This is a genomic window from Glutamicibacter creatinolyticus (assembly GCF_006094275.1).
Taxonomy (GTDB): domain Bacteria; phylum Actinomycetota; class Actinomycetes; order Actinomycetales; family Micrococcaceae; genus Glutamicibacter; species Glutamicibacter creatinolyticus.
Genome location: NZ_CP034412.1, coordinates 683605 through 707759, shown reverse-complemented (window position 1 = coordinate 707759; position 24155 = coordinate 683605). Strand labels below are relative to the sequence as shown.

15 protein-coding genes are annotated in these 24155 nt (G+C 70.0%); 7 read left to right on the top strand and 8 right to left on the bottom strand.

Annotated features, from left to right (window positions below; translation table 11 throughout):
• The first annotated feature begins 199 nt into the window (after positions 1-199).
• Genes GcLGCM259_RS03235 through GcLGCM259_RS03225 form a run of 3 tightly spaced genes read left to right on the top strand, consistent with a single transcriptional unit; the run spans position 200 to position 4909 of the window.
• Complete coding sequence (locus tag GcLGCM259_RS03235; protein ID WP_138925749.1) at positions 200-1171, top strand: AAA family ATPase; 972 nt, start codon at positions 200-202, stop codon at positions 1169-1171.
• Positions 1158-2528, top strand: a complete 1371-nt coding sequence (locus tag GcLGCM259_RS03230) for a DUF58 domain-containing protein (RefSeq protein WP_175419308.1) — start codon at positions 1158-1160, stop codon at positions 2526-2528. Before GcLGCM259_RS03235 ends, GcLGCM259_RS03230 begins: the two co-directional genes overlap by 14 nt.
• Positions 2525-4909 carry a transglutaminase TgpA family protein gene (locus tag GcLGCM259_RS03225; protein WP_138925747.1) on the top strand — a complete coding sequence of 795 codons (2385 nt, stop codon included), beginning with the start codon at positions 2525-2527 and terminating at the stop codon, positions 4907-4909. Before GcLGCM259_RS03230 ends, GcLGCM259_RS03225 begins: the two co-directional genes overlap by 4 nt.
• A gap of 64 nt (positions 4910-4973) precedes the next feature.
• Here the strand turns inward: GcLGCM259_RS03225 and GcLGCM259_RS03220 are convergent, their stop codons facing one another.
• Both GcLGCM259_RS03220 and rsmI read right to left on the bottom strand, forming a co-directional pair.
• On the bottom strand, positions 4974-6458 hold the full coding sequence (locus tag GcLGCM259_RS03220; protein WP_138175387.1) for an NAD-dependent succinate-semialdehyde dehydrogenase: 1485 nt from the start codon (positions 6456-6458) through the stop codon (positions 4974-4976).
• Positions 6459-6772: 314 nt separating this feature from the next.
• Entirely contained in the window at positions 6773-7696 is a 924-nt protein-coding gene (gene rsmI, locus GcLGCM259_RS03215) for a 16S rRNA (cytidine(1402)-2'-O)-methyltransferase (RefSeq protein ID WP_138175389.1), read from the bottom strand.
• Between the two features lie 68 nt (positions 7697-7764).
• On the opposite strand from rsmI, the gene GcLGCM259_RS03210 reads away from it, so the two are divergent.
• The 3 genes from GcLGCM259_RS03210 to GcLGCM259_RS03200 all read left to right on the top strand — a co-directional run bounded on the left by GcLGCM259_RS03210 (position 7765) and on the right by GcLGCM259_RS03200 (position 12010).
• Positions 7765-9375 carry a dolichyl-phosphate-mannose--protein mannosyltransferase gene (locus tag GcLGCM259_RS03210; RefSeq protein ID WP_138925746.1) on the top strand — a complete coding sequence of 537 codons (1611 nt, stop codon included), beginning with the start codon at positions 7765-7767 and terminating at the stop codon, positions 9373-9375.
• Positions 9376-9448: 73 nt separating this feature from the next.
• Positions 9449-11290, top strand: a complete 1842-nt coding sequence (locus GcLGCM259_RS03205; RefSeq protein WP_138925745.1) for an AMP-dependent synthetase/ligase — start codon at positions 9449-9451, stop codon at positions 11288-11290.
• 69 nt (positions 11291-11359) lie between these two features.
• The gene (locus tag GcLGCM259_RS03200) at positions 11360-12010 is read left to right on the top strand and encodes a class I SAM-dependent methyltransferase (protein ID WP_138925744.1); all 651 of its coding nucleotides are present in this window, start codon (positions 11360-11362) and stop codon (positions 12008-12010) included.
• Between the two features lie 92 nt (positions 12011-12102).
• Here GcLGCM259_RS03200 and GcLGCM259_RS03195 read toward each other — a convergent pair whose 3' ends face one another.
• The 3 genes from GcLGCM259_RS03195 to GcLGCM259_RS03185 all read right to left on the bottom strand — a co-directional run bounded on the left by GcLGCM259_RS03195 (position 12103) and on the right by GcLGCM259_RS03185 (position 15814).
• The gene (locus GcLGCM259_RS03195) at positions 12103-13527 is read right to left on the bottom strand and encodes a TIGR01906 family membrane protein (RefSeq protein ID WP_138925743.1); all 1425 of its coding nucleotides are present in this window, start codon (positions 13525-13527) and stop codon (positions 12103-12105) included.
• A gap of 189 nt (positions 13528-13716) precedes the next feature.
• Positions 13717-15183 (bottom strand): adenosylhomocysteinase, encoded by a 1467-nt coding sequence (gene ahcY, locus GcLGCM259_RS03190; protein ID WP_138925742.1) that lies wholly within the window; start codon positions 15181-15183, stop codon positions 13717-13719.
• A gap of 247 nt (positions 15184-15430) precedes the next feature.
• Complete coding sequence (locus GcLGCM259_RS03185; protein WP_138175401.1) at positions 15431-15814, bottom strand: DUF3499 domain-containing protein; 384 nt, start codon at positions 15812-15814, stop codon at positions 15431-15433.
• 86 nt (positions 15815-15900) lie between these two features.
• Between GcLGCM259_RS03185 and GcLGCM259_RS03180 the strand changes: the two genes are divergently transcribed.
• Positions 15901-16359, top strand: a complete 459-nt coding sequence (locus GcLGCM259_RS03180) for a metallopeptidase family protein (protein WP_175419307.1) — start codon at positions 15901-15903, stop codon at positions 16357-16359.
• Between the two features lie 9 nt (positions 16360-16368).
• Here GcLGCM259_RS03180 and GcLGCM259_RS03175 read toward each other — a convergent pair whose 3' ends face one another.
• The 3 genes from GcLGCM259_RS03175 to GcLGCM259_RS15485 all read right to left on the bottom strand — a co-directional run bounded on the left by GcLGCM259_RS03175 (position 16369) and on the right by GcLGCM259_RS15485 (position 24141).
• Positions 16369-17994 carry a RecQ family ATP-dependent DNA helicase gene (locus GcLGCM259_RS03175; RefSeq protein ID WP_138925740.1) on the bottom strand — a complete coding sequence of 542 codons (1626 nt, stop codon included), beginning with the start codon at positions 17992-17994 and terminating at the stop codon, positions 16369-16371.
• Between the two features lie 184 nt (positions 17995-18178).
• Positions 18179-20677, bottom strand: coding sequence for a DUF5719 family protein (locus GcLGCM259_RS03170; RefSeq protein WP_138925739.1), 2499 nt, complete (start codon positions 20675-20677; stop codon positions 18179-18181).
• Positions 20677-24141 (bottom strand): glycosyltransferase, encoded by a 3465-nt coding sequence (locus tag GcLGCM259_RS15485; protein WP_246049846.1) that lies wholly within the window; start codon positions 24139-24141, stop codon positions 20677-20679. Before GcLGCM259_RS15485 ends, GcLGCM259_RS03170 begins: the two co-directional genes overlap by 1 nt.
• Between the last annotated feature and the right edge of the window lie 14 nt (positions 24142-24155).

The following is a 24155-nucleotide window of genomic DNA, read 5'->3' as shown; positions in this document are numbered from 1 at the left end:
CCCGCCGCCTACGATTCTGCCATCCTGCCCGCCGCGGCGCAGTGTCCCGGGCAACGCCGCAGCACTGGCTGGCTGGATGTGCCCGGACCGCCGGAACCTTTTCGTGATGTACCTCACCTTCCGTTGGTAGGGTTAAGCCAACCGGGCAGGACCTGTCCCGGAGCCGGCGACCGCCGCACTTTCCACCGGGAGGGGCCAGATGAGCGTTCACCAGACGCTGCCAAGTGTTGATGCCGATTTCGGTGAGCAATGCCAGCGAATCATCCAGGGCATGTCCGCGGTGATCGACGGCAAGCCGCAGGCCATCAAGACGGCGTTGGTGGTGCTGCTGGCCGGCGGTCACCTGCTGGTGGAGGACGTGCCGGGAGTGGGCAAGACACTGCTGGCCAAGGCGCTGGCCCGCAGCGTGGACGGCACCGTGAACCGCATCCAATTCACCCCGGACTTGCTGCCCAGCGACGTGACCGGGGTATCGGTGTTCTCCCCGCAGACCCAGGACTTCACCTTCCATCCCGGCCCGGTGTTCGCCAACATCGTGATCGCCGACGAAATCAACCGCGCCAACGCCAAGACGCAGGCGGCGCTGCTGGAGTGCATGGAGGAGCTGCAGGTCACGGTGGACTCGGTCACCCACCCGCTGCAGCGGCCCTTCATGGTCATCGCCACGCAGAACCCGATCGACGCGGAGGGCACCTTTGCGCTGCCCGAGGCGCAGCGCGACCGGTTCATGGCCCGCATCTCCATGGGCTACCCGGACCGGGCGGCGGAAATCTCCATGCTCTGCACCCACCACGGCCACGACCCGTTGGCCGAGATCGGTGCGCTGCTGGGCCTGGAGCGGCTGCGCCAAATGATGTTGCAGGTCCAGCGGGTGACCGTGACCGAACGCCTGGCCGGCTACGTGGTGGATTTGGGCCGGGCCACCCGGGAGCACCAGCACGTGCTGGTCGGTGCCTCCCCGCGCGCCCTGCTGCAGTGGGTGCGGGCCGCGAAGTCCCACGCGGCGGTCTGCGGGCGGGACCATGTGCTGCCCGAGGATGTGCGGGAGGTCGCCCCGATGTTGCTGGGCCACCGGCTGCTGCTGACCCGGCGGGCCCTGGCCGAGGGCGTGCACCCCGAAACGGTGGTCGGCGAGGTCCTGCAGCACACTGCGGTGGGTGGGGCGGGCTGAGATGGGCCCGGTTCCCCGCTTTGACCCGAACGACTCGCTGTCCTGGGTGCGCGAGCCCGAACGGTTCGGCGTGCTGCGCAGCTGGCACCTGGACTTGGTCTCCCGGCGCGGCTGGGTGGTGGCCGGCAGCGGGCTGGCGGCGCTGTGGCTGGCCCATCTGCTGGGGCGCCGTGAGCTGATGGCCGTGGGGCTGACCCTGCTGGCCCTGGTGGGGTGTGCCTGGCTGGTGGTGCGCCTGGGCCGGCTGGCCGGTCAGATCACCCGGATGCTGCCCGAACGCCCGGTCAGCGTGGGCGAGGTGGTGCCGGTGAGCCTGCGCTGTGAGCAGTCGGCGGTGATCCGCGAGGTCTTGCCCGAGGGCTACCCGCCCGCCCCCAGTTTCCAGGCTCCGGGCCGTTTCGACTACGAACTGGTCTTCCGCCGCCGCGGTCTTCACCTGCTCGGCCCGGCCCAGCAACGCCTGGCCGACCCGTGCGGGCTGGTGGACGGGCTGGTGGACACCGGTGAGGCAAGCGGCGTCGCGGTGCGCGCCCACTGCCTGAGTCTGGAGCACTCCACCGCGCTCGGCGAGCGCATGCTCACCGGTGAGGCCCGGCACACCCAGAGCTCCTCGGTGGACTACTACGATGTGGGGATCCGTGATCACCAGCAGGGCGATTCGCTGCGCCAGGTTCACTGGAAGGCGACCGCCCGCCACGGCCGGCTGATGGTGCGCCAGGAAAACTATGTGGCCACCGCGCACAGCCTGATCGTGCTGGACCGGCGGCGCAGTGCCTGGCATGGCCCCGGGGATTTGAATCATGAGATCCCGCAGGGCACCGGCGCCCCGCTAGCCAGCACGCTGCGCTTTGAAAAGGCCCTGTCCCTGTCCTGCAGCATCGGCGAGCTCTATGCCCGGCACGGCTACCAGCTGATGGTGCGAGATCTGGCCGGGCAGGAGCTGGACAACCCGCGCCCGGCCCCGTCCGGGCGGGCCGGTGAGATCCCGTTCCCGCAGGCGGCGGTGTCCGGCGCCTCTGCGCTGGACCGCTTCGAGGCCTTCCACGCCGCAACCACCAGCCTGGGCCTGAGCGAGGACGGGCAGGAGGCTGACGCGCGCGGGCTGGCCGAATCGCTGGGCAAGCTGCTGTTGGGATTCGCCGATGAACCGGTGTTTCTGGTGCTCGGGGAGCTGGGCGTCGCCCAGGCCCGCTGGCTGGCCGGGCTGTCCCGCACGGTGCGCAACGTGGACGTGTTCCTGATCTGCGCGCACCCCGAACGGCACCGGGAGGCGGCCGCCCAGTTCGCGCTCACCCCGTGGCGGGTGCACCTGCATGGGGCGCAGGATCCGCTGGCCCGGCTGTGGGAGTCGCCATGAGCACCGCGCTGCGTGAGCCGCCGGCCCCCGCGGCAGCGGCACCGGCCGAACCGGCCGCAATGCCCCGGCCCGGGCACCCGCTGGCGCACCTGGTCACCGCGTTGTGCCTGTGGGCGGCCCTGCTGGCCGGGATGGCCAGCCTGCACGGGGTGGTGGAGGGCCACGGCTGGCTGTGGAACCTGTGGTTCCCGCTGTTGCTGGTACATGGCACCGGGGCGGCGGTGCGTGCCAGCCGGTTGCCGGTCTGGCTGGCGCCGCTCGCCTGCCTGCTGGTCGCGGCCGGCTGCGCCTGGTTCTCCCCGGCGCTGGCCGATCCGGGCCTGGGCGGCGGGCGGGGGCAGCGCTTCGGGCAGCTAGTGCACAACGCGAACCTGGAGTTTGCCACCCAGGTGCCCCAGGTGGCGTACACCGCGGCGGTGGATTTCACGTTCCTGCTGCTGGGCCTGGTCCTGGCGGTACTGGTCGAAACCCTGACCAGCTCCCGGCGCCTGGCCCTGCTGGTGGTGTTGCCGCTGGCCTTCGCCCCGGTGCTGGCCTCCCTGTTCAAGCTCAGCGGGGCCGGGACCGGCTACCTGCTGATCCAGTTCCTGGCCATGATCGGCTACGCCACGTTCCTGCCCTACCGGTATCGCCGCCGGCCTTCGGCACTGCCCGGGCGGCGGCAACTGGGTTTTTCCGGCCTGCTGGTCCTGGTGGCCGCGGTGGTGCTGGTGGCCAGCAGCACCTGGATGCCCGGTTTTCGCCAGGGCATGTTCCCCGAAGGCACCCGCCCCTCCGGGGAACTGTTTGCCAGCAACATCGACCCGCTGCTGAACCTGGGCCGGGACCTGCGCAGCAACGGAAACAGCACCCTGCTCAGCTACTACACCTCGGCGCCGGCCGCCCCCTACCTGCGCACCGACGTGATCCAGGACCTGTCCGCCGCACGCTGGGAACCGCAACGCGATCCGCAGGCCCTGGCGTACAGCGGGAACACGGTGCTGCGCGATCAGTACATGTCCTTCGGGGCGAAGCAGGAGGTCACCCAGCTCTCCTGGGACCCGGTGCCGCGCAACCTGCAGCTGCCGCTGCCGCAGAATTCCTATCTCATCCAGGGCCTGCAGGGAACCTGGCGCTGGCAGCCGCAGACCGCCATCGCCTCCTTCACCCGCGAGTCCCGGCAGCAGACCGGCAGCGTGCTGGTCACCCACAGCGTGCCGGAGCTGAACCCCGAGCTGGCGCGGAACTTCGCGTTCTTCGAAAGCCGCACCCCGCCGCTGGATGAGCAGCTCACCCGGCTGCCGGAGGACGGGGGCGGGGCGGTGCACGAGCTGCTGGCGCAGAACCTGCGCCGCGCCTTCGAGGCCAACGGCACCCCGGGCAGCGACTTTGACAAGGCCGTGGCCATCCAGAACTATCTGCGCTCCACCCGGTTCAGCTACTCGGAGCAGACCCCGCTGCGTGAAGGGTATGACGGGGCAAACATGAAGGTTGTCGCCGCATTCCTCGAGCGCCGCCAGGGCTACTGCGTGCACTTCGCCTCCACCATGGCGCTGCTGGCCCGGCAGGCCGGCATCCCCAGCCGGATTGCGGTGGGCTTCGCCCCCGGAGAGGCCACCGGGCAGAGCATCACCCTGGACGCCTCCTCCCTGGCCGGGATGAACCAGGACAGGGACCTTACCGAACGCACCCTCAACGGGTACCGGGTCAGTGGCCAGGACGCCCATGCCTGGCCCGAACTGTACCTTCCGGGCTTGGGGTGGACCCCCTTTGAGCCGACCCCCGGGCGCGGGGTGACCCCCGACTACGCCCCGGTCCCCCGTTCCGAACCGGCCCCGGATCCCACCCTCAACGACAACCGGGCGCTGGAGGAGACACCGCCCAGCAGCACCCCGGCGCCCACGGGGCAGGCAACCGAAACAACGCCGGGCCCGGGCGAGCAGCGCGGCTGGCCGGCCGCCACCGCGTGGCTGCTGCTGCCGGCGGCAGCGCTCGGGCTGCTCATCGCCCCGCTGCTGCGCGCCTCCGTCCGCCGCCGGCGGCTGGAGGTGGCGCAACAGGGCGGTGCGGCAGGCGCCGGCGCCGTGTGGGAAGAACTGCGCGCCCTGGGCGCTGACTACCAGCAGCCACTGCGGTCCGGGGAAACCGAGGCCGCCTACTGTGCCCGGCTCGCGGCCCAGTTCCCGGCAGCCGGCCCACCCCTGGCCCGGCTTGATGCGCTGATTGAACGCTCCTTCTACGCCGCCCAGCACCCCGGCGCCGCCCAGGGTGTGCAGGCCGGGCAGGACCTGGCGGTCCTCGCCCAGCGAATGCGGGGCGCCTCGCCTTGGGGCCTGCGCCTGCGGGCGCTGGCGTGGCCGGCCTCGCTGCGCGGCACGCCGGCACCAGGGATCCGGGTTTAAACAACCGTGGCGGGTGGCCGGCCCCGTAGGCCGGCCACCCGCCACGGCGGTGTTTTGGGTGCGACTACTTCGCGGCGTACGGGTCGGCGATGCCGATGTACTGCACGGAGGTGTACTCGTCCAGGCCCTCGGCGCCGCCCTCGCGGCCCATGCCGGACTGCTTCACGCCGCCAAACGGTGCCGCGGCGTTGGAGATCACCCCGGCGTTGAAGCCGACCAGGCCGAATTCGATCTGCTCGGCCACCCGCAGCAGGCGGTTGAAGTCACGCGAGTAGATGTAGGAGGCCAGACCGTATTCGGTGGAGTTGGCCTGCTTGATGGCCTGCTCCTCCGTGGAGAAGGTGGTCACCGGGGCGACCGGGCCGAAGATCTCCTGGGAGAGGATCGCCGAGTCGTTCAGCACGTTGGCCAGCACGGTGGGCTGGTAGAAGAAGCCCGGGCCATCGACGGGGGCGCCGCCGACCACCGCGGTGGCACCTTCGGCCACGGCGGATTCAACCAGCGAGTGCACTTCCTTCACGGCCTTCTCCTCGACCAGCGGGCCGACGGTGCTGTCCGGTTCGGTGCCGCGTCCGGGCTTGAGCTTGCCCATGGCGGCGGCGAACTTCTCGGTGAACTGCTTGGCCACAGATTCGTGGACCAGGAAACGGTTCGCGGCGGTGCAGGCCTCGCCCATGTTGCGCATCTTCGCGGCCATGGCGCCTTCCACTGCGGCGTCCAGGTCGGCGTCCTCGAACACGATGAACGGGGCGTTGCCGCCCAGCTCCATCGAGGTGCGCAGCACCTTGTCCGCGGCGTCCTTCAGCAACTGCTTGCCCACCGGGGTGGAGCCGGTGAAGGAAACCTTGCGCAGGCGGTCATCGGCCATCAGCGGTGCGGAGATCTTCGAGGCCGAGGCGCCGGAGACCACGTTGAGCACGCCCGCGGGTAGGCCGGCCTCGATCATGGTGGCGGCGAACAGCTGGGAGGTCAGCGGGGTGAGCTTGGCGGGCTTGAGCACCATGGTGCACCCGGCGGCGATCGCCGGGGCGACCTTGCGCGTGGCCATGGCCAGCGGGAAGTTCCAGGGGGTGATCAGCAGGCACGGGCCGACCGGCTTGTGCTGCACCAGGACCTTGTTCTTGCCCTCCGGGGTGGTGATGTAGCGACCGTAGTGGCGCACGGTCTCCTCGGAGAACCAGCGCAGGAACTCGGCGCCGTAGGTCACCTCGCCGCGGGCCTCGGCCAGCGGCTTGCCCATTTCCAGGCTCATCAGCAGCGCGAAGTCCTCGGCGCGTTCGGTCACCAGGTCGAAGCCGCGACGCAGGATCTCGGCGCGTTCGCGCGGGGCGGTGCGTGCCCAGGAGGCCTGCACGGCGTCGGCGGCGTCCAGGGCGGCCAGTGCGTCCTGGGAGGTGGCGCTGGCCAGGGTGGCCAGCTTCTGGCCGGTGGCCGGGTCCAGCACGTCAAAGGTGCCGCCATCGGAGGAATCGCGCCATTCCCCGTTGATCAGCAGACCGGTGGGGACCTTGGCTAGCAGCTCTGCTTCGCGTTCGGCGGTAATGCTCATAGCGGCTTCTCCTGTAGTAGTAAGGACTGATGTTGGCGTCATAACCCCGACCGGCAGTCAGGGCGCTGCCAGCCGGGACACTTTCGAGTCCCGGTGGCTTCGCCGGGCGGCATGCCGCGGCCGGCGGCGCCGGGAACTGATCTAGGTCTGCTTCCAACGCTAGGGGGTGCCGGCTGTGGTGTAAACCGCACCTTGCACCAGTGATATACGATCCAATTGTGCATTTAGACTATGCACTTTGGGCCTTGGCGGCACTATTTTGACGCACCAAACCGTGCGGATCGAAGTATTGTTGCGCCGCGCGGGCAAAGGCGCTATTTTTCGCCCTGCTGCCGTGCGGCCAGCACCGCCTCATACAGTTCGCGCTTCTTCAGTCCGCGGGCCTCGGCGACCTCGGCCACCGCCTGCTTCATCCGGGTGCCGGCCGTAATCAGCTGCTGCACCTGCCCCACATGGTCCTCCGGCTTCCCGGCAGCCGGGGCCTGGGCCCCGGAGACCACCACCGCGATCTCCCCGCGCACCCCGTCCTGCGCCCAGGCCAGCAGCTCGGGCACGCTGCCGCGCCGGACCTCTTCGAACTTCTTGGTCAGTTCCCGGGCCACGGCGATCTGCCGTTCGGCGCCGAACACCTCCAACAGGGACTGCAGGAAGGCGGCCAGGCGGTGCGGGGCCTCAAAGAACACCATGGTGCGCTCCTCGGATTCCAGCGCCTGCAGCCGCTTGCGCCGCTCCCCGGCCTTGCGCGGCAGGAACCCCTCGAAGGTGAAGCGGCCGGTGGGCAGCCCAGACAGGGCCAGCGCGGTCAGCACGGCGCTGGGACCGGGTACCGCGGTGACCAGCAGCCCCTCGTCCAGGGCCGCCGCCACCAGCGGGAACCCGGGGTCGGAGACCGCCGGCATCCCCGCGTCGGAGACCACCAGCACCGTCGCCCCGTCGCGCACCGCCTCCAGCACCTCGGAAATCTTGTGCGTTTCATTGTGCTCATGCAGGCTCATCACCCGGCCGGTGGGCCGCACCCCCAGGCCCTGTGCCAGGTGGTGGAAGTTGCGGGTGTCCTCCGCCGCGATCAAGTGCGCGCTGGCCATGATCTCGCGCAGCCGCGGAGAGGCGTCGGAGAGGTTGCCAATCGGGGTGGCCCCCAGCACGATCTGCCCCTGGCCCTCCGGATCCCGTGTGGCGCGGGCCTCGGGTGCCGGCGCGGAAACTGGGGATTCTGGGTTTTCTTTAGCCTGTTGCACCTTATTAGCCTATCCCTAGGTGTGTAACTGCGGCATTTGTATTTTGCCCACCGGTAGCATGAATGACAATGAGCCTCACCGAGTCAAAACCCCAGTCGGCCAGCCCGGTCCGTTCCCCGTACCAGGCCTTCACCGCCAGCGCATTGCGCGAGCGGCTGCTGCCGGCCACCGCCCCCGGCGGCGTCCTGGCGTGGCTCATCCCCCTGGTCGTCACCCTCCTGGGCGGGTTGCTGCGCTTCGTGCACCTGAACCACCCGCACGAACTGATCTTCGATGAGACCTACTACGTCAAGGACGCCTGGGCGCTGCTGCATTTCGGACACGAGATGGAATGGGTGGATGAGAGCAATGACCGGTTCATTGCCGGGGACCCGCAGCTGGAGGGTGGGGCCTCCTACGTGGTGCACCCACCCTTGGGCAAATGGCTGATTGGGCTGGGGATGCTGGTCTTCGGGGAGTACAACGGGCTGGGTTGGCGCACGGCCACCGCACTGTTTGGCACCCTGGCGGTGCTGCTGGTGACCCTGTGCGCCCGGGCGCTGTTCAACTCGCACGCACTGGCCGGGATTGCCGGGCTGCTGCTGGCCGTGGACGGGCATTCGATTGTCATGTCCCGCACGGCGCTGCTGGACGTGTTCCTGATGTTCTTCATCCTGGCCGGGTTCTACGCCCTGGTGCTGGATCGTGCCGACGGGCGGCGGCGGCTGATCGCCAAGCTGAGCATCCCGCCGGGCAACCGGGCGGACTACTGGATGCTGCGCCACGGGCCGATGCTCTGGTTCCGGCCCTGGCGCCTGGTGGCCGGGTTGATGCTGGGCTGCGCGGTGGGCGTGAAGTGGTCGGCCCTGTCCTTCGTCGCGGTGTTCGGGATCCTGACCGTGCTGTGGGACTTGTCGGCGCGACGCACCGCAGGGATCCGCCACTGGGTGGTCTCGGGGCTGTGGCGGGACGGGATCCTGGCCTTTTTCCAGATCATCCCGCTGGTGCTGGCCACCTACCTGGCCACCTGGAGCGGTTGGCTGGCCGGCAGCGAGGGGCGCTACCGCAATTGGGCGGCCGAGCATCCCGGGGAGGGTCTTGGCTGGCTGCCGGCGCCGCTGCGGTCGCTGTGGCAGTACCACGTCTCGGCCTACAGCTTCCATACCGGGCTGGATTCGCCGCACAGCTGGCAGTCCCCGCCCTGGACCTGGATGTTCGCCGGGCGCCCGGTGCTGTTCTACTTCGAGGGCTATGACGAAGCGGTGAACGGCTGCACGGTCTCGCGGTGCACCGAGGTGATCACGGATCTGCCCAACCCGGTGATGTGGTGGGCGGCGGCCCTGAGCATGGTGTTGCTGATCCTGTGGTGGATCGGGGCCCGGGACTGGCGGGCCGGGGCGATCCTCTCCAGCGTTGCGGCCGGGTTCCTGCCCTGGCTGCTGTACCCGGAGCGGACCATGTTCTTCTTCTACACGCTGCCGATGACCCCGTTCCTGATGCTCGCCCTGACGTTCATGATCGGCAAGTTTCTCCCGCCCGGCGGGGCGGCCTCCCCGCGCTATCCGGCCCGGCTGGTGCTGGTGGTGCTGTTCCTGGCGGTGTTGCTGGTGGTCTCGGCTTTCTTCTGGCCGATCTGGTCCGGGCAGATGATCCCGGACACCGCCTGGCGGGCCCGGGTCTGGATTCCCAGTTGGAGCTAAGTACGTTATATTACCGTGAAGTAACTGCCAGGTATTGGCGGTATTTCCCCGACCTGGCAGGAAGATTGAGTTGATGCGCGAAGAGACTGTCGAGCTGCGGCATGACCTGGATGCGAACTACAACACCACCAACCTATTGCTCGAACGCGTCCGGCAGGCCCCGGACAAGCCGCTGTTCAGCGTGCAGCGCCAGGGCACCTGGCGGGACATCAGCGCCCGGCGGTTCCTCACCGATGTGCAACGCCTGGCCACCACGCTGATGAGCAACGGGGTGCAGCCCGGAGACCACGTGGCGATCATGTCCCGCACCCGCTACGAGTGGGCGCTGGTCGAGGAGGCCATCTGGTTCGCCGGGGGCATCTCGGTGCCGGTCTATGAGACCAGCAGCGCCTTCCAGATCGAATGGATCCTGCGTGATTCCGGGGCCCGGGTGGTGTTCGCCGAAAACGCGGACCAGCGGGTGGTGATCCGCCAGGCGGCCGCGCAACTGGGCGAACGGGTGGAGGTCTACCTCTTTGACGCCGGCAACCCTGCCCGGGAGAGCTCCATCCCCTCCTCCAAGCTCAGCGAACTGCTCGCCGACCCCGACCAGGTCAGCCAGCGCCAGCTGGAGGCGGCCCGGAGCCGGGCCGGGCTGCAGGACGTGGCCACCTTGGTCTACACCTCCGGCACCACCGGGCGGCCCAAGGGCTGCATGATGACCCACGCGAACTTCTCCCTGGTCGCCTACAACCTGGTCGACTACATGCGCACCGTGCTCGGCGAGGACCAGCGCACCTTGATGTTCCTGCCGCTGGCCCACGTGCTGGCCCGCGCCGTGCAGCAGGCCTGCATCCACGGCGGGGCGGTGATCGCCCACTCCCCGAACACCGCCACCCTGGTCGAGGACCTGCAGGCGGTGAAGCCCGGCTTCCTGCTGGCGGTGCCGCGGGTGTTTGAGAAGATCCGCAACACGGCGCTGTCCAAGGCCGAGGAGGGCGGCAAGGCGAAGCTCTTCGCGCAGGCCGAACAGGTGGCCATCGCCTACTCCAAGGCCCTGCAGGCCAAGCAGCACGGCACCGGGCGCGGGCCCGGCCTGCTGCTCAAATCCAAGCACAGGCTCTTTGATGTGCTGCTCTACCCCAAACTGCGCGAGGTCTTTGGCGGGCAGTGCGGTTACGCGATCTCCGGGGCCAGCGCCCTGAACGAGGATCTGGCCCACTTCTTCCGTGGCGCCGGCATCCAGCTGGTGGAGGGCTACGGGCTAACCGAGACCACCGCCCCGGCCACCGTGAACCAGCCCGAGCACACCAAGGTGGGCACCGTGGGCCGCCCGATCCCGGGCACCAGCGTGCGCATCGCCGAGGACGGGGAAATCCTGATCAAGGGCATCGGGGTGTTCGCCGGATACCACAACAACCCCAAGGCCACCGCCGAGATGTTCACCCCCGAGGGCTACTTCACCTCCGGGGACACCGGGGAGCTGGACGCGCAGGGCTACCTGAAGGTGACCGGTCGGAAGAAGGAGCTGATCGTCACCGCCGGCGGCAAGAACGTCGCCCCCGGCCCGCTGGAGGAAACCGTGCGCGCCGAACGCATCGTCGCGCACTGCATCCTGGTGGGAGACAACCGCCCGTTCATCTCCGCGCTGGTGGCGTTGGATCATGAGGAGCTGGCATTATGGGCCAAGGCCCGGAATCTGGGTGAGCTCTCGCTGCGCCAAGCCGCCACCCACCCCCAGGTGATCGCCCAGGTGCAGCAGGCGGTGGATGCGGCCAACCTGACCGTCTCCAAGGCCGAGTCGATCCGCAAGTTCCAGATCCTGCCCGATGAGCTGACCGAGGCCTCCGGGCACCTGACCAGCTCGCTCAAGCTCAAGCGTCAAGAGGTGCTCGATACCTACGCCACGGTGATCGGCGGGCTCTACCAGCGCTAAGCTGCCCGCCGGCTGGCAGACGCACCGCGGTGCTGGCCTTCCGGTCTCCGCGGGTGCAAGGATGGGGCCATGATCACCCCCGACCTGCAGCAGTACGCCCAGAAGATGCGGGACCTGGCCGCGGCCGGCGTGGACCTGGAAACCGATGCCCGGTTCCTGGACGCGCTGCTGCCGCGTCGGGCCCGGGTGCTGGATCTGGGGTGCGGGATTGGCGCCGCGGTCAACGCGCTGCGCCGCGCGGGCCATCTGGCCTGGGGCATCGACACCTCCGGGGAGGTGCTCCAGGTGGCCGCGGAGCTCTTCGAACCCGCCTGGTACCGCCGGATGCCGGTCACCGACATCGGCTCCGCCCAGCTGCAGCAGGCCGGACTAATCCAGCGCTATGATGGGCTGCTGATGGCGGGCAACGTGGCCGCGTTCCTCTCCGCGCGCGAACTGGCCGGCGTGTTCCGGCAGGCCGGCGCGCTGCTGGATCCGCAGGGCGTGTTCATTCTGGGCACCACAGCCGCCGTCTTTGGCGGGCCCGAGGACCAGGACCGGGCGGCGGAAGGCACCGGGCTGCAGCTGCTGGGGCGCTACGCCGACTGGCACCTGCGCCCCTTCACCCCCGACTCCCCCTGGTGCGTGAGCATCTTCGCGCCCACCACCGCTCGCCAGCTGCCCGGGGCCCCGGACGGGATCTTTGTGCTGGGCGGTCAGGTCGCCCACCCCGACCGGTGAGCGGTGCGGCGCACCACCACTGGGGGCCGTTAACGCACCGTGGCCCCAAGGCAGGTTGATCTGCCTTGGGGCCGCGGTGCGCGTTCGCGGCGTTAGCTGTTGCCCAGCCCGAAGACCCGCGCATCCTGGCGCAGCCGGGAGGCTTCGCGGCGCCGGCCGGTGGGCCAGCAGGTGATCAGCACGATGATGACCACCAAGAGCAGCAGCACCGCCAGGCTGATCGCCGAGTCAATCCAGAACTGCTGCGGGTAGAGACGGATCAGCGTGTCGGTGACGTAGAACGTCCAGCTGCCCTCGGAGAAGAACAGCTCATGGAACTTGGTGAAGAAGCCCTGCCAGCCGATCACGGCGGCGACCACCAGCGCGGCCATCAGCCCGAGCGTAATCAGCGCCCCGGCGAACAGCCCGCGGCGCACTCCCCCGGCGTAGCGGCGCATCAGGTAGACGATCAGCACGATCGCCAGCACCGCCAGCACCGCCCCGAGCACGTACGCGAACCCGATCAGGTTCTTCACATCCACCATGTGCTGCACCTCGGCGTCGGTGAACAGCGCCGAATCATCCGCCTGACGCAGCCCGGAGAGGTATTCGGGGCCGGCGAAGTTGTTCAGGTAATCCACCCCGTAGCTGCCATAGGTCAGCCGTTCGGGCCAGGAGAAGCCGTAGGCGTCGGCCGGGAAGCCGGGGCGGCCATAGGCCAGGGCCAGGAAGGCGGGGGTGGCGACCAGGCGGATCGCGGCGATCAGCGACAGGACCGGGAAGATCAGGGCCAGCAGCACCTGGGCGGTGCGTCCCAGCGGCGGCTTGGAGTTCAGGGCACGCTCCCGGGCGACCCGGCGCTTCACGGCGGCCTCGGAGGGCTCGGGTTCCGGGACGTAGCTGCCAAAGACCCGGGAGCGGGCTTCGGCCACGGCGGCGGCCGAGGCGTTGCTCTTCTGGCTGGCGTTGGGCCCGGCGACCGTCACCGGCGGCACGCTGGCGGGCCGGGCGGCGCTGGACCCGGTGTTTTGGGCGGCCTTGGCCTTCTTCTCCGCCGCGATCTCATGGGGCAGCTTAATGGCCCGGATGACATCCTCCACCGGTTCGGTGGCCGGTTCCAGCTTGCTGACCGGTTTGGTGGCCGGGGCGGCCGGCTTCTTCGTCACCGGCTGCACGGTGGTCTTCGGTGCCGGCTGTGCGGCCGGTGCCTGCTCGGCCTTCGGCTTGCCGGCGGCCGGCTGGGCTGCCCCCGAGCCCGGTGCGGGCGGCTTTTGCGCCCCCTTATCCGCCGCGGCGGGCTTGTCCCCGGTCGGGGCCTTCGGGCTGGGCCTTTGGGCCTGCTGCCCGGACGCGGCGGGCGGTGTTGCGGCTTCGGCCTGGGTCGGCTTGGGCTGCTGGTTCTTGTGCTCTTCGAGGCGCGCGGCCAGCTTCTCGGCCTTCTCGCTGAGCGAGGCCTTCACCGTCGGGGCGGGAGTCGTCGGTGCGGGTTGTGGCTTTGCACCTTCGTTCTGCTTGTTGTTCTCCGGCGTTTCAGCCATGAGATGTCCTCCCGGGTGTGCGCGTTGGGCGATCGACGATTTGCTTCAGCCTGCTGATGGCTGTCGCGATTTCAGCATAACCAGTGACCAGCGCACTTTCCCGGATTACCACACCGCTAGCCTCCAGCTTCGCCGGTCGGGTGCCGGGCCGGGCCGGCCGCCAAGGACCGGCCCGGCCGTCGGGCGCCTTTAGTAGCGGTAGGCGTCGGACTTGTAGGGTCCTTCCACCGGTACGCCGAGGTACTCGGCCTGTTCCGGGCTCAGGGCGGTCAGCTCCACGCCCAGGGCGTCCAGGTGCAGGCGCGCCACCTTCTCATCCAGTGCCTTGGGCAGCACATAGACCTGTTTGTCGTAGTGCCCGGTACCGGCCTTGGTGAACAACTCGATTTGGGCCATGACCTGGTTGGTGAATGAATTGGACATCACGAAGGAGGGGTGGCCGGTGGCGTTGCCCAGGTTCAGCAGCCGGCCTTCGGAGAGCACGATGATCGAGCGTTCCTGCCCGGTGCCGGGCTCCAGCACCCATTCGTGCACCTGCGGCTTGATTTCGATCTTCTGCACGCCGGGCACGGCGGCCAGCTCGGCCATCTGGATCTCGTTGTCGAAGTGCCCGACGTTGCCCACGATGGCCTTGTCCTTCATCGCCAGCATGTGCTCGACCCGGATGATGTCCTTGCCGCCGGTGGTGGTGATGAAGATGTCCCCCTGGCCGACCACGGATTCCAGGCGGGCGACCTGGTAGCCGTCCATGGCGGCCTGCAGGGCGCAGATGGGGTCGATTTCGGTGATGATCACCCGCGCACCCTGCCCGCGCAGCGCCTCCGCGGCCCCCTTGCCCACATCCCCGTAGCCGCACACGACGGCGACCTTCCCGCCGATCAGCACATCGGTGGCGCGCATGATTCCGTCGGGCAGCGAATGGCGGATCCCGTACTTGTTGTCGAACTTGGATTTGGTGACCGCATCGTTCACGTTGATCGCCGGGAAGAGCAGTTCGCCGCGTTCGGCCAGCTGGTGCAGGCGCAGCACGCCGGTGGTGGTTTCCTCCGAGACGCCCTGGATCTGCCCGGCGATGCGGGTGAACTTCTGTGCGTCGCGGGCCAGGGATTCGCGCAGCACCGAGAGGATGATCCCGTGCTCGTGGTTTTCCGCCGCGTCCGGGCCGGGCACCGCGCCGGCCGCCTCGTACTGCACGCCCAGGTGCAGCAGCAGGGTCGCGTCCCCGCCGTCATCCAGGATCATGTTCGCTCCCAGGCTCGGATCCTGTTCGGCCCCCGGCCAGGTGAGGATCTTCTTGGCGGTCCACCAGTAGTCCTCAAGGGATTCGTTCTTCCAGGCGAATACCGGCACCCCGGCCGGTTGTTCGGCCGTGCCGGTGCCGACCACCACCGCGGCGGCGGCCTCATCCTGGGTGGAAAAGATGTTGCAGCTTGCCCAGCGCACCTCGGCGCCCAGGGCCACCAGGGTTTCAATCAGCACCGCGGTCTGCACCGTCATGTGCAGGGAGCCGGCAATGCGTGCCCCGGCCAGCGGCTTGGCGTCACCGAACTCGGCGCGCAGGGACATCAGGCCGGGCATTTCCTGTTCGGCCAGCCGGATCTGGTGGCGGCCTTCCTCATGGCGGGTGATGTCGGCGATCTTGTAGTCAATACTCATGGGCTCCCAGTCTTTCGCGACGTCGGTGGCTGGGCGCTGCCGGGGTACCGGCCTGGCGCAGCACTTAGTGCTTGATGCTAGTCACATTCGCCAGTGCGGGGGCAATCAGGTGACGTTTTATCGCGGCTTCTTTCAGCACCACCGGCACTGGACCCGGTGGGAGGCGGCGCAGGGCATTGCGCGCTAGGCCGCCGGCGGCGGGGACGGGGTGACTTTTGCGTCCGCGGCGGCGCGGGGCCGCAGCCGGTTAGCGGCCGGTGTCCTGCTGGTCCTGGGGCAGCACGGCCAGGCGCGGGCGGGCGTCGAGCTTCGCGCCGCGGGCGCTGCGCTGGGCGGGGGCGGGCTTCTCTGGGGCCGGGCGTTCTTCCTTCACCGCATGGGCCAGGGCGTAGAGTTCATCGTCCTGCGCGGCGGACTGCTGCAGCGAGTCCGGCAGCTGCAGGCGCATCAGCTTCCAGCCGCTGGGAACGGTCAGCCGGTCGGCGTGCTGGGCGCACAGGTCATAGCAGTGCGGCTCCGGGTAGGTGGCCAACGGACCGAGCACCGCGGTGGAGTCCGCGTAGACATAGGTCAGTGTGGCCCGCGCCTGTTCGCGGCACGCGGGACGAGAGCATAAACGAAGACCTTCCACGGTGCTAAGTCTACTCGCCGCCGGCCCACAAAGCCGGCAGGCACGGGCACCGCACGGCCGGGGTGTTTCCTTGTATGCTGGCGGGCATGAAGGAGAAATCCCGACCCCCGGCCCTGCCCGCGCGCCGGCGCCGCCACGGGCGTGGCCGGCGTGGACCGCTGGTGCCCATGCACCTGCCCGGGTACCGCACCCGCCCGGAACGCTTCGACGACGCGGTGGTGGCCAGCGCGCAGCGCCTGGCCGAACGCTGGGGCACGGCGGTGGAGGCCATCGACTTCCGGATCCGCCCGGTGCCCAGCGGCAAGCTGCTGGAGAAGGCGGCGGCCTCCGGGGACCGGGTGCCGCTGGCCTCCTCGCGCACCGCCACCCCCGGCCGGCGGGCAAGGATCAGCATCTACCGGCTGCCGATTGAGCAGATCGCCGAGTCCTACCCCGAGGTGGTGGACATCGTGCACCAGTGCGTGGTGCACGAGCTCTCCCAGCTGTGGATGCAGTCGGTGCATGAGATCGACCCGGAGTACTTCCCCGAGGACCCGGACCTGTAGCGCCCCGGGCTATTGCCGGCGCAGCACCCCGGTCTCGTCGATGACATCCTTGGACAGCGTCTTGTAGCCTTCCTCCTCGAACAGCACGGTCAGCCGGTCCTGTTCGCTGCTCATCACGATCCCGCTGCCCCACTGCTCGTGGATGACCGGTTCGTTCAGCGGGAAGCTCTCATCGGCCTCGCTCAGGTCCTGCGCCGTGCCGGCCAGGCAGTTGTCGCAGTTGCCGCACGGGTTTTCCAGCTCATCGCCGAAGTAGCCCAGCAGGTACTGGCGCCGGCACCCCTCGGTCTCCGCGTAGCCGCGCATCATCTCCAGGCGGGAACGCTCGATCCGGATCCGGGTCTCGGCCGATTCCACCGCCTGCTCGACCGCCTGGTCCACCTCCGGGCCCGGTTCGGCGATCACCAGGTTGCGCCGGGTGCGCACCACCCCGGCCGATTCGAGCAGGTTCACCAGATTGGTGACCTTCCGGGCGGAGAACTGCCCGGCCAGCTCCCGCTTCAGGGTTGAGGGCTTGACCCGCCGCCCGGCCCCATGCAGGGCGGTGAGCACCCGGCGCACCTCCTCCGGGTCCGCGTGGTGGGCCCCGAAGAAGGTCTGCAGCCCCAGGTCCTCGGAGCGGTAGTGCAGGATCGCCCGCGCCGCTTCCCCGTCCCGGCCGGCCCGGCCGATTTCCTGGTAGTAGCTGTCCAGGGAGCCGGGGATGTCCCCGTGCACCACGAAACGCACGTTGGGCTTGTCGATTCCCATCCCGAAGGCGGTGGTCGCCACCACCACGTCCAGGTTTCCGTCCAAAAAGTCGTTGTGCACCGCCTGCCGGTCCCCGCGGTTGCGCCCGGCATGGTAGGCGGCCGCGCGCAGGCCCCGGTCGTTTAGTTCCGCGGCGTACAGCTCGGTGTCCTTGCGGGTGGAGACGTACACCAGTCCGGGGCGCGGCAGCGCTGCGACCTGCTCAAGCACCGCCGCCCGCTTCTGCCCGTCCTCGTGGTGCCGGTTGACCTCCAGGCGCAGGTTGGGACGGTCGAAGCCCTCGGCGATCACCAGGGCGTCCTTCAGCCGCAGCCGTTCCACGATTTCCTCACGCACCGGGGCGGAGGCGGTGGCGGTCAGCGCCACGGTGCCCGGCCCGCCGATCGAATCCTTCAGCGCCCCCAGGCGCAGGTAGTCGGGCCGGAAGTCATAGCCCCAGGCGGAGACGCAGTGCGCCTCGTCAACCACGAACAATGCCGGCTTCAGCTTCATCAGCCGGTCGATCACCTCGTCCTTGGCCAGCTGTTCGGGGGCCAGGAAGAGGAACTTGATCTTTGCCTCGGCCGCGTCCTGCCAGGCCTGGCGCTGCTGCTTCTCGGTGGCCGCGGAGTTCACCGCCACCGCCCGCACGCTACCGGGCAGGGCGTTGATGTCCTCCAGCTGGTCGGACTGCAGCGCGATCAGCGGGGAGACGACCACCACCAGTCCCTCCAACGCCATCCCGGCCACCTGGTAGATCGCGGACTTGCCGTAGCCGGTGGGCATCACCGCCAGCACATCCCGTCCATCCACGGCGGCCTTGATGGCCTTCAGCTGGTCCGCGCGGAAGGATTCCCACCCGAAGACCTCGCGGGCCAGGCGCTTGAGTTCGGCTACATCGGCCATGTCTACCACCTTTCGGCGGCCAGCTTATGCCACCGTGGGCGGTGCGCGGAGTTTTCCTGTCAGTAGCCTTGGAACCGGGGCCCGCGCCAGCGGCAGTGCGTCCGGGCGGGGCACAATACACAGAACCCCGGCCGGCAGCGACCGTGTGGGGTCCTGCCGGCCGGGGTTCAATCGTTGGTGGCGGCTAGTCCCCGACGTTCACCACGATGCCTTCGCTGCCGACGCTGGCCGGCGGCATCTTCGCCCAGCTGACCGAACGGTCCGAGCCGAGCAGGGTCTGGGCAATGTAGGCGTCCGCGTCGGCCTGGAACAGCACCGCCTGGGCGTCTTCGGAAACGTCGGTGGGCTTGAAGGTGCGTGAGGTGCCGGCGGGCACCTTCAGCTCCTGGCCTTCGGCCATCGACCCGTCCTTGGAGATCACCACGGCGTTGACGGTGGCTTCACCCTGCGGGGCGGCGATCGTGAAGGTCGCGTTGCCGTGGGCCGAAAGCGGGGTCACCTGGTTGCCCACCAGCGGCTGGGAGCTGCTGGCCCAGGCGGTGTCCGAGGAGTCCTTCGGGTTCTTTCCGCGCACCATGCGCACCGCGGCGGTCACCGGGTCATCGGCCTCCACCACCACGGTGTAGTACCCGGAGTCCAGCTGGCGCAGGTCCACGATCGAGGTGGCGTTCGAGGCGACGGCCAGGTGGTCATCGAACTTCGCGGCGACCTCGCCGCGCTCGTCGAGCACCTTGACGCTGAACCCGGCCCCGGCGGCGCCGGTGGCGGACACGTGCAGCTGCGGCACCAGGTTCTTCGCCGCAGCATCTGCGGTCAGTTCGTCGATGTTCGACTTCTCATCGATCCACACCCCGGGGATCACCTGGGTGTTGGCCGCCGGGGCGCTGGCCGCGACGAAGTCCACCCCCGAGGGGGTCAGCCCGCGCAGCGCGGACTGCTGGATGCTGGCGGTGATCTTCCCGCCCAGCGAGCGGATGTTCGCGGAGACCGACTCCTGGCCCTGCGCGTAGCCGCCGAGCACGATGGCCCGGCTCGCCCCGGGGGCCAGCACGATTTCCTGCAGCGTGGAGGTGTCGACCAGCCCCTGCGGACCGCGCAGCTCAATGGAGACCTGGGCGGTGGTGGAGGTCGGGTTGGCCAGGTGCAGCACCGAGGAGCTGCCAGTGGTGGTCTGCAGGCCGGTGAACCGCCAGTTCGACGCGGCGGCAACACAGTTGCCCGCGGCCAACCCGGCCAGGTCCCCGTCCTTGGCCTGGTAGCTGCGCAGCCCGCTGCCGATGGAGGGCAGATCCCCCAGCGGCTGGATGCGCAGCACCTGCAGCGGGTCCAGGTTCGCGGTGTTGCCCACCTGGGCGGTGCGCCCGGTCAGGCCCTGGTCATCCGAACCGCGGGCCTCGCGGGCCTGCTCGTCCGGGATGCGCTTGGTCAGCTGGCGGGATTCGTCCTGGCCCAGCTCACCGAGCCCGGATCCCGGGATGCGCTTGGCCAGGTCCGAGACCACGGCGCTGCGGATGGTGGTGGACACGTCCTTGGCGCCCGGGGCGAACTGCGGGTCGGTGCCGTCCACGCCCTTGAGCAGCTGCGGCACCTGCGGGCAGGTGTACACGCTGTCCCCCGCTGGCAGGCTGGTGACCGCGCTGGGCAGTTTGCCCGGTTCGGCCTGCGGGGCGAACAGCGATCCCGCCGCGACGGCGCCGCCGGCCAGGAGCACCACCAGGGTGCTGCCGGCCACCGCCCCGGCCTTGCGCCGTCCGGAGTGCCGGCTGTCGCGGGCCGCGGCGGCCTGCGCCTTCTCCCGCTTGCGGCGGCGCTTGGCCGCCTTCGAATCCAGGTCGGTGGCGGCGGCACCGGCCGCCGTCGCCTGCGGGACGGGGGTTCCGGGCTGGGCTCCAGTCGTGCCGGCGCTTTCGCCCCGGGTGTCCGAAGCGGTCGGCTTCTGTTGGGCGGCGGCGCCGCTGGCGGCCTGGGCCCCGGCGGCGCTGCCCGCGGCGGCACCGGACCCCGCGGTGTTGCCCGCGTCCTTGCCCGTGGCGGACCGCTCCGGAGCGGACGCTGCATCGGTGGACGCCGGCTTGTGCGCGTGCTCCGTGGCCCGCGCCGGCCCGCCGGGCTGGGCCGGGGCGGCGTCAGAGGCGTCGGCCGGCTTGGGCACCGGGCTCGCGGGTGTGCCCGCGGCTCCGGGTCCGGCGCCCTCGGGCGTGCTGGTCTGGGGGCGATCCGTGCCCGCCTGGGCGGTCCCGGGCTGTGGGCCGGAGGGCTTTGCGGGTGCCGAAGCCGGATCCGTGGCCTGCGGCTGGCGCTGCGCGGGCTTCTTCGCGGGTTCTGCTGCGCTGCCGGCGGCAGATGCCTCGTTCGGCTCGTTGCCCCGGGTGCGCCCGCGCGCCTTCTCCCGCTTCTGGCGCAGCTTCTGCGCCTTCTTCTCGGCCTTGGCCTCCGCCTTGGCCCGGCGCTTGAGTTCGGCGGGGCTCGGCGCGTCGCCCTCGGGTGCGCCGGCACCCGCACCGGGCTCGGCGGCGCGGTGGGACCCGCTGGCCTCGGTAACCGGTTGGGGGGCCGCCGGCTTGGGTTCGGGCAGCGCGCCGGAAGCCGGCTTCGGGGCCGGGGTTCCCTGCGCTCCCTTGGCGTTGTCCTCCCGCCCGGTGTTCGGCTGGTCGTCCATCGGCTTCTTCGATTCGTCAGCCACTATTTCTTCTCCTGCTCAACGCTGGAATCGGACAACCGGTCACTGGCCTTCGGGGCCAGCTGGTCGCGCAGCTCACGCTGGCGCTCCCGGGCCTGGCGTCGGCTGAGCGGGGTGTCGGGCACCAGCTGCGGGGCCGGTTCCTCCAGCTGCTCGGCGTGCATCGTCGGCTCCGGGCGCTGCGGGGCCACGGTGGCACCGTGCGCAGTGCCCACCGATACCGGTTCCTCACGGAAACGGAAGTCGGCATCCCGGTATCCGGAGAGCCGGCGCCCGGCCGGGACCGGGATGGCCAGCAGCCCGGTCACCAGCAGCACCACCGCGCCGAGCACCAGCAGCGGCACGGCCAGCAGCTGCTGGTAGCCGACGTTCAGTGCCCCGCCCTGGGCGGGCACCTCGAACGCCTGCGCCCAGCGTTGTTCCCCGTCCTGCGGGTAGGTCACCGGGCGCAGCTGCTGCCCGTCCAGGCTGGCGTTGAAGCGGCTGTCCACACCGGTGGCCAGCACCAGGGTGCGCGGCTGCTGCGCGGCCGGAATCTGCACGTCGCGCAGGGTGCCGCGGCGGCTGTCGAGCACCTGCACGCTGCCGTCCTCGGCGACCAGGCGGGCGAATCCGGTACCGGCGTCCACCGCGTCATCGTAGGTCACCCGCCACAGCCAGCCGCTGTCGGTCTGCCCGATGGCGGCCAGGCCGCTGGCGGCGTCCAGGGTGCGCACCATGGCCGAGGGTTCCCCGGCCTGGTCCAGCACCACATACCCGACGCCAAGCTGGCGCAGGTTTTCCCGGGCGTCCACGGTCGAATCGGCCAGCAACATCGCCACGGCCTGGCGCTGCAGGTCCTGCGGCACCGAATTCTCATTGCGTTCAGGGTGCAGCAGCGAACCGGTCAGCTGCGCCACCTGGGAGCTGCGGCTGAGCGAGTCCAGGCTTTGCCCGGCCCCGGAGACCAGTTCACTGTCGATGCTGCCATCCGCCCGCTGGCGCAGCACCAGGGTGCGCTCCTGCAGCGGGCCGCGTCCGGCATCGGCGGCCGTGGCCGGGATGCTGCGTTCAGCCGAGGCGTGCACCTGCTGCCCGGCCACCAGGGCGGTCGGGGACTGCTGTGGGGCCGGCACATCCAGGGTGGCGGCCACGGCCACCGCACCGCAGGCCACCACGCTCACCGCGGAGCACACGGCCAGCAGCTTCAGGGTCGGCGCGGCGCCGCGGGCCCGGTGCCCGTGGGCGTGGTGTTCGGCGCGCAATGCGGCGACCGCGTTGGCCGCCGCAGCCAGCAGGGCGAACACTGTCAGTGAGACAAACGGGCCGGTGTAGGCGCTGACCGTCTGCTGCGAGTCGATGCCCACCGGGATGAAGCCAATCCCCCACCCGGCGACGAGTGACAGCAGGGCACCGAGCACCATCATCCGGCAGTTCGAACGCAGGGTGCGCTGGCCGGTGGCGGCGCTGCCGATGGTGCCCACCACGGCCAGCGCCACCAGTGGGGCGCCGACCAGCAGGGCCAGCACCAGCGCCCACGGGCCCTCGGGCAGGAAGCCGAAGCCCAGAGGGGTGCCGGCGGCGTCAAACGCCTCCGGGAAGCCCAGCAGCTGCTGCCACGGGGCGGCCGGGGTGAACGCGGAAGGCACGCCCGGCTCGGTGAACAGCAGGCGCGGGTTGCCCAGCGCCTCCAACAGCAGCGGCAGGTTCCACACCAGCGCCGGCAGCGGCACCCACCACAGGGTGCGCGCCTGGCGGGCGCGGGTGATGGCCACCAGGTACAGCAGCACGCACAACAGCAGGAAGAACGGGAAGGACCCGGCCGAAATCACGAACAGCAGCAGGGCCGCGCAGGCCGAGGCGGTCCACGCCGAGGCGTTGGAAATCCCGGCGGCACCGGCCGTGGGCTCATGCCCGATCCCGGCCTTCAGCGCGCGCAGCACCGCCAGGAACAGCAGCGGCAACAGCACATGGATCAGCGCCGCGCCCACCCGGCCGGAGGCCAGGGCGGAGAACAGCACCGGGGACAGGCCCCAGAACAGGCTGAGCACAAAGCGCACCGCCCGGGAGCGGGAAAGCGCCCCGGCGCCGAACCAGGCGAACAGGGCGGCCAGCGGCATCGCGGCCAGCAGCAGCACCGCGCTGGCCTGGTTGGCGTGGTCGAAGCTGAGCGCGGAAAGCAGCCAGTACAGCAGGTCGGTGTTATCCGGTGCGGCCCCCAGGCCGCTGCCGGCCGGCTGCCACCAGCCAAAGGCGTTGCGGGAAATCTCGCTCAGGCTCAGCGACAACGGCTTGAGCGCCCCGCCGCCCAGGGCCTGGGCGCCGAGCAGCGAACGCCACGCCACCAGCGAGACGCCGGTGGTCAGCAGCAGGGAAAGAATCAGGGAGAAGACCGCGGTGGTCTTCGGCGGCCCGGCGATGCGCACAAAGTCGGAGAAGTTGTCCCCGCTGGGCTCGGCTGCGGGCTCCGCGCCGGTGCCGTCGCCGAACACCTGGTGCTCCTCGGCCTTGGCGCTGAGGTTGCGCCGGTATTCGCGCACCTCCACCGCCGGAACCATCAGCCGGGTCGCCTGGTGGCGGGAGACCCGCCGGCTGGCCTTGGCCTGGCGCCGGGAGGCGGCCAGCTTCACCGGGCTGAACAACCCGCGCAGCGTGGCACCGAGGTGGTTGAACGCATGGCCCGGATCCTTGGCCAGCAGCGAGAGGAAGAAATGCCCGATCCCGGCCAGCAGGATCCCCAGCCACACAAACGGCAGCGCCGGCGCCGAGGCGTGCTTCAGGCGCAGGTAGACCTCGGAGCGGCGGGCCTCCTTCGGCCCGGCCAGCGCCGCATGCACGTCCGTGCGGTGGTACATCTTCGCCGCCGGGACCACCACCACGCGGTGACCGGCCAGACGGTTGCGCCAGCACAGGTCGATGTCGTCCCCGCGTCCGGGCAGGGCCGGATCAAAGCCGCCCAGCTCCTCGAACACGTCGCGGCGGATGAACATGCCGGCCGAGGAGACCGCAAAGTAGTCGCTGCGCGCGTCGTACTGGCCCTGGTCCACCTCGTCGATGTCGACCATGGTCAGCCGCTGCGCCTTGCGGTCGGTGCTCAGCCCCACGTCGATCAGCCGTCGCGGGGAGTCGATGTCCAGCAGCTTGCACCCGGCGATCGTCACCGACTCGCTGGCCTCAACCACCGTGGTCAGCGCCTCCAGGGCGTCGGGGGCCGGCATCGAGTCGTCGTGGATGATCCACAGCCATTCATCGCGATCCGCGCGGGCATCGGGCAGGCTGGCCACGGCTTCGGCCACCGACAGGCCCAGCGAGTGCTTGTCCGCCCTGACGATCAGCGCATTGGACGGCAGGTTGGCGCTCAACACCTGGGCGGAGCCGTCGGTGGAGCTGGCATCAACCCCGATGAACCGTTCAATGGGCCGGGACTGGTTGCGCAGCGCGGCTAAAGTGCGTGGTAAAAAGTCAGCGCCATCGTGCGTGGCAACGATGGCGGTGACATGAA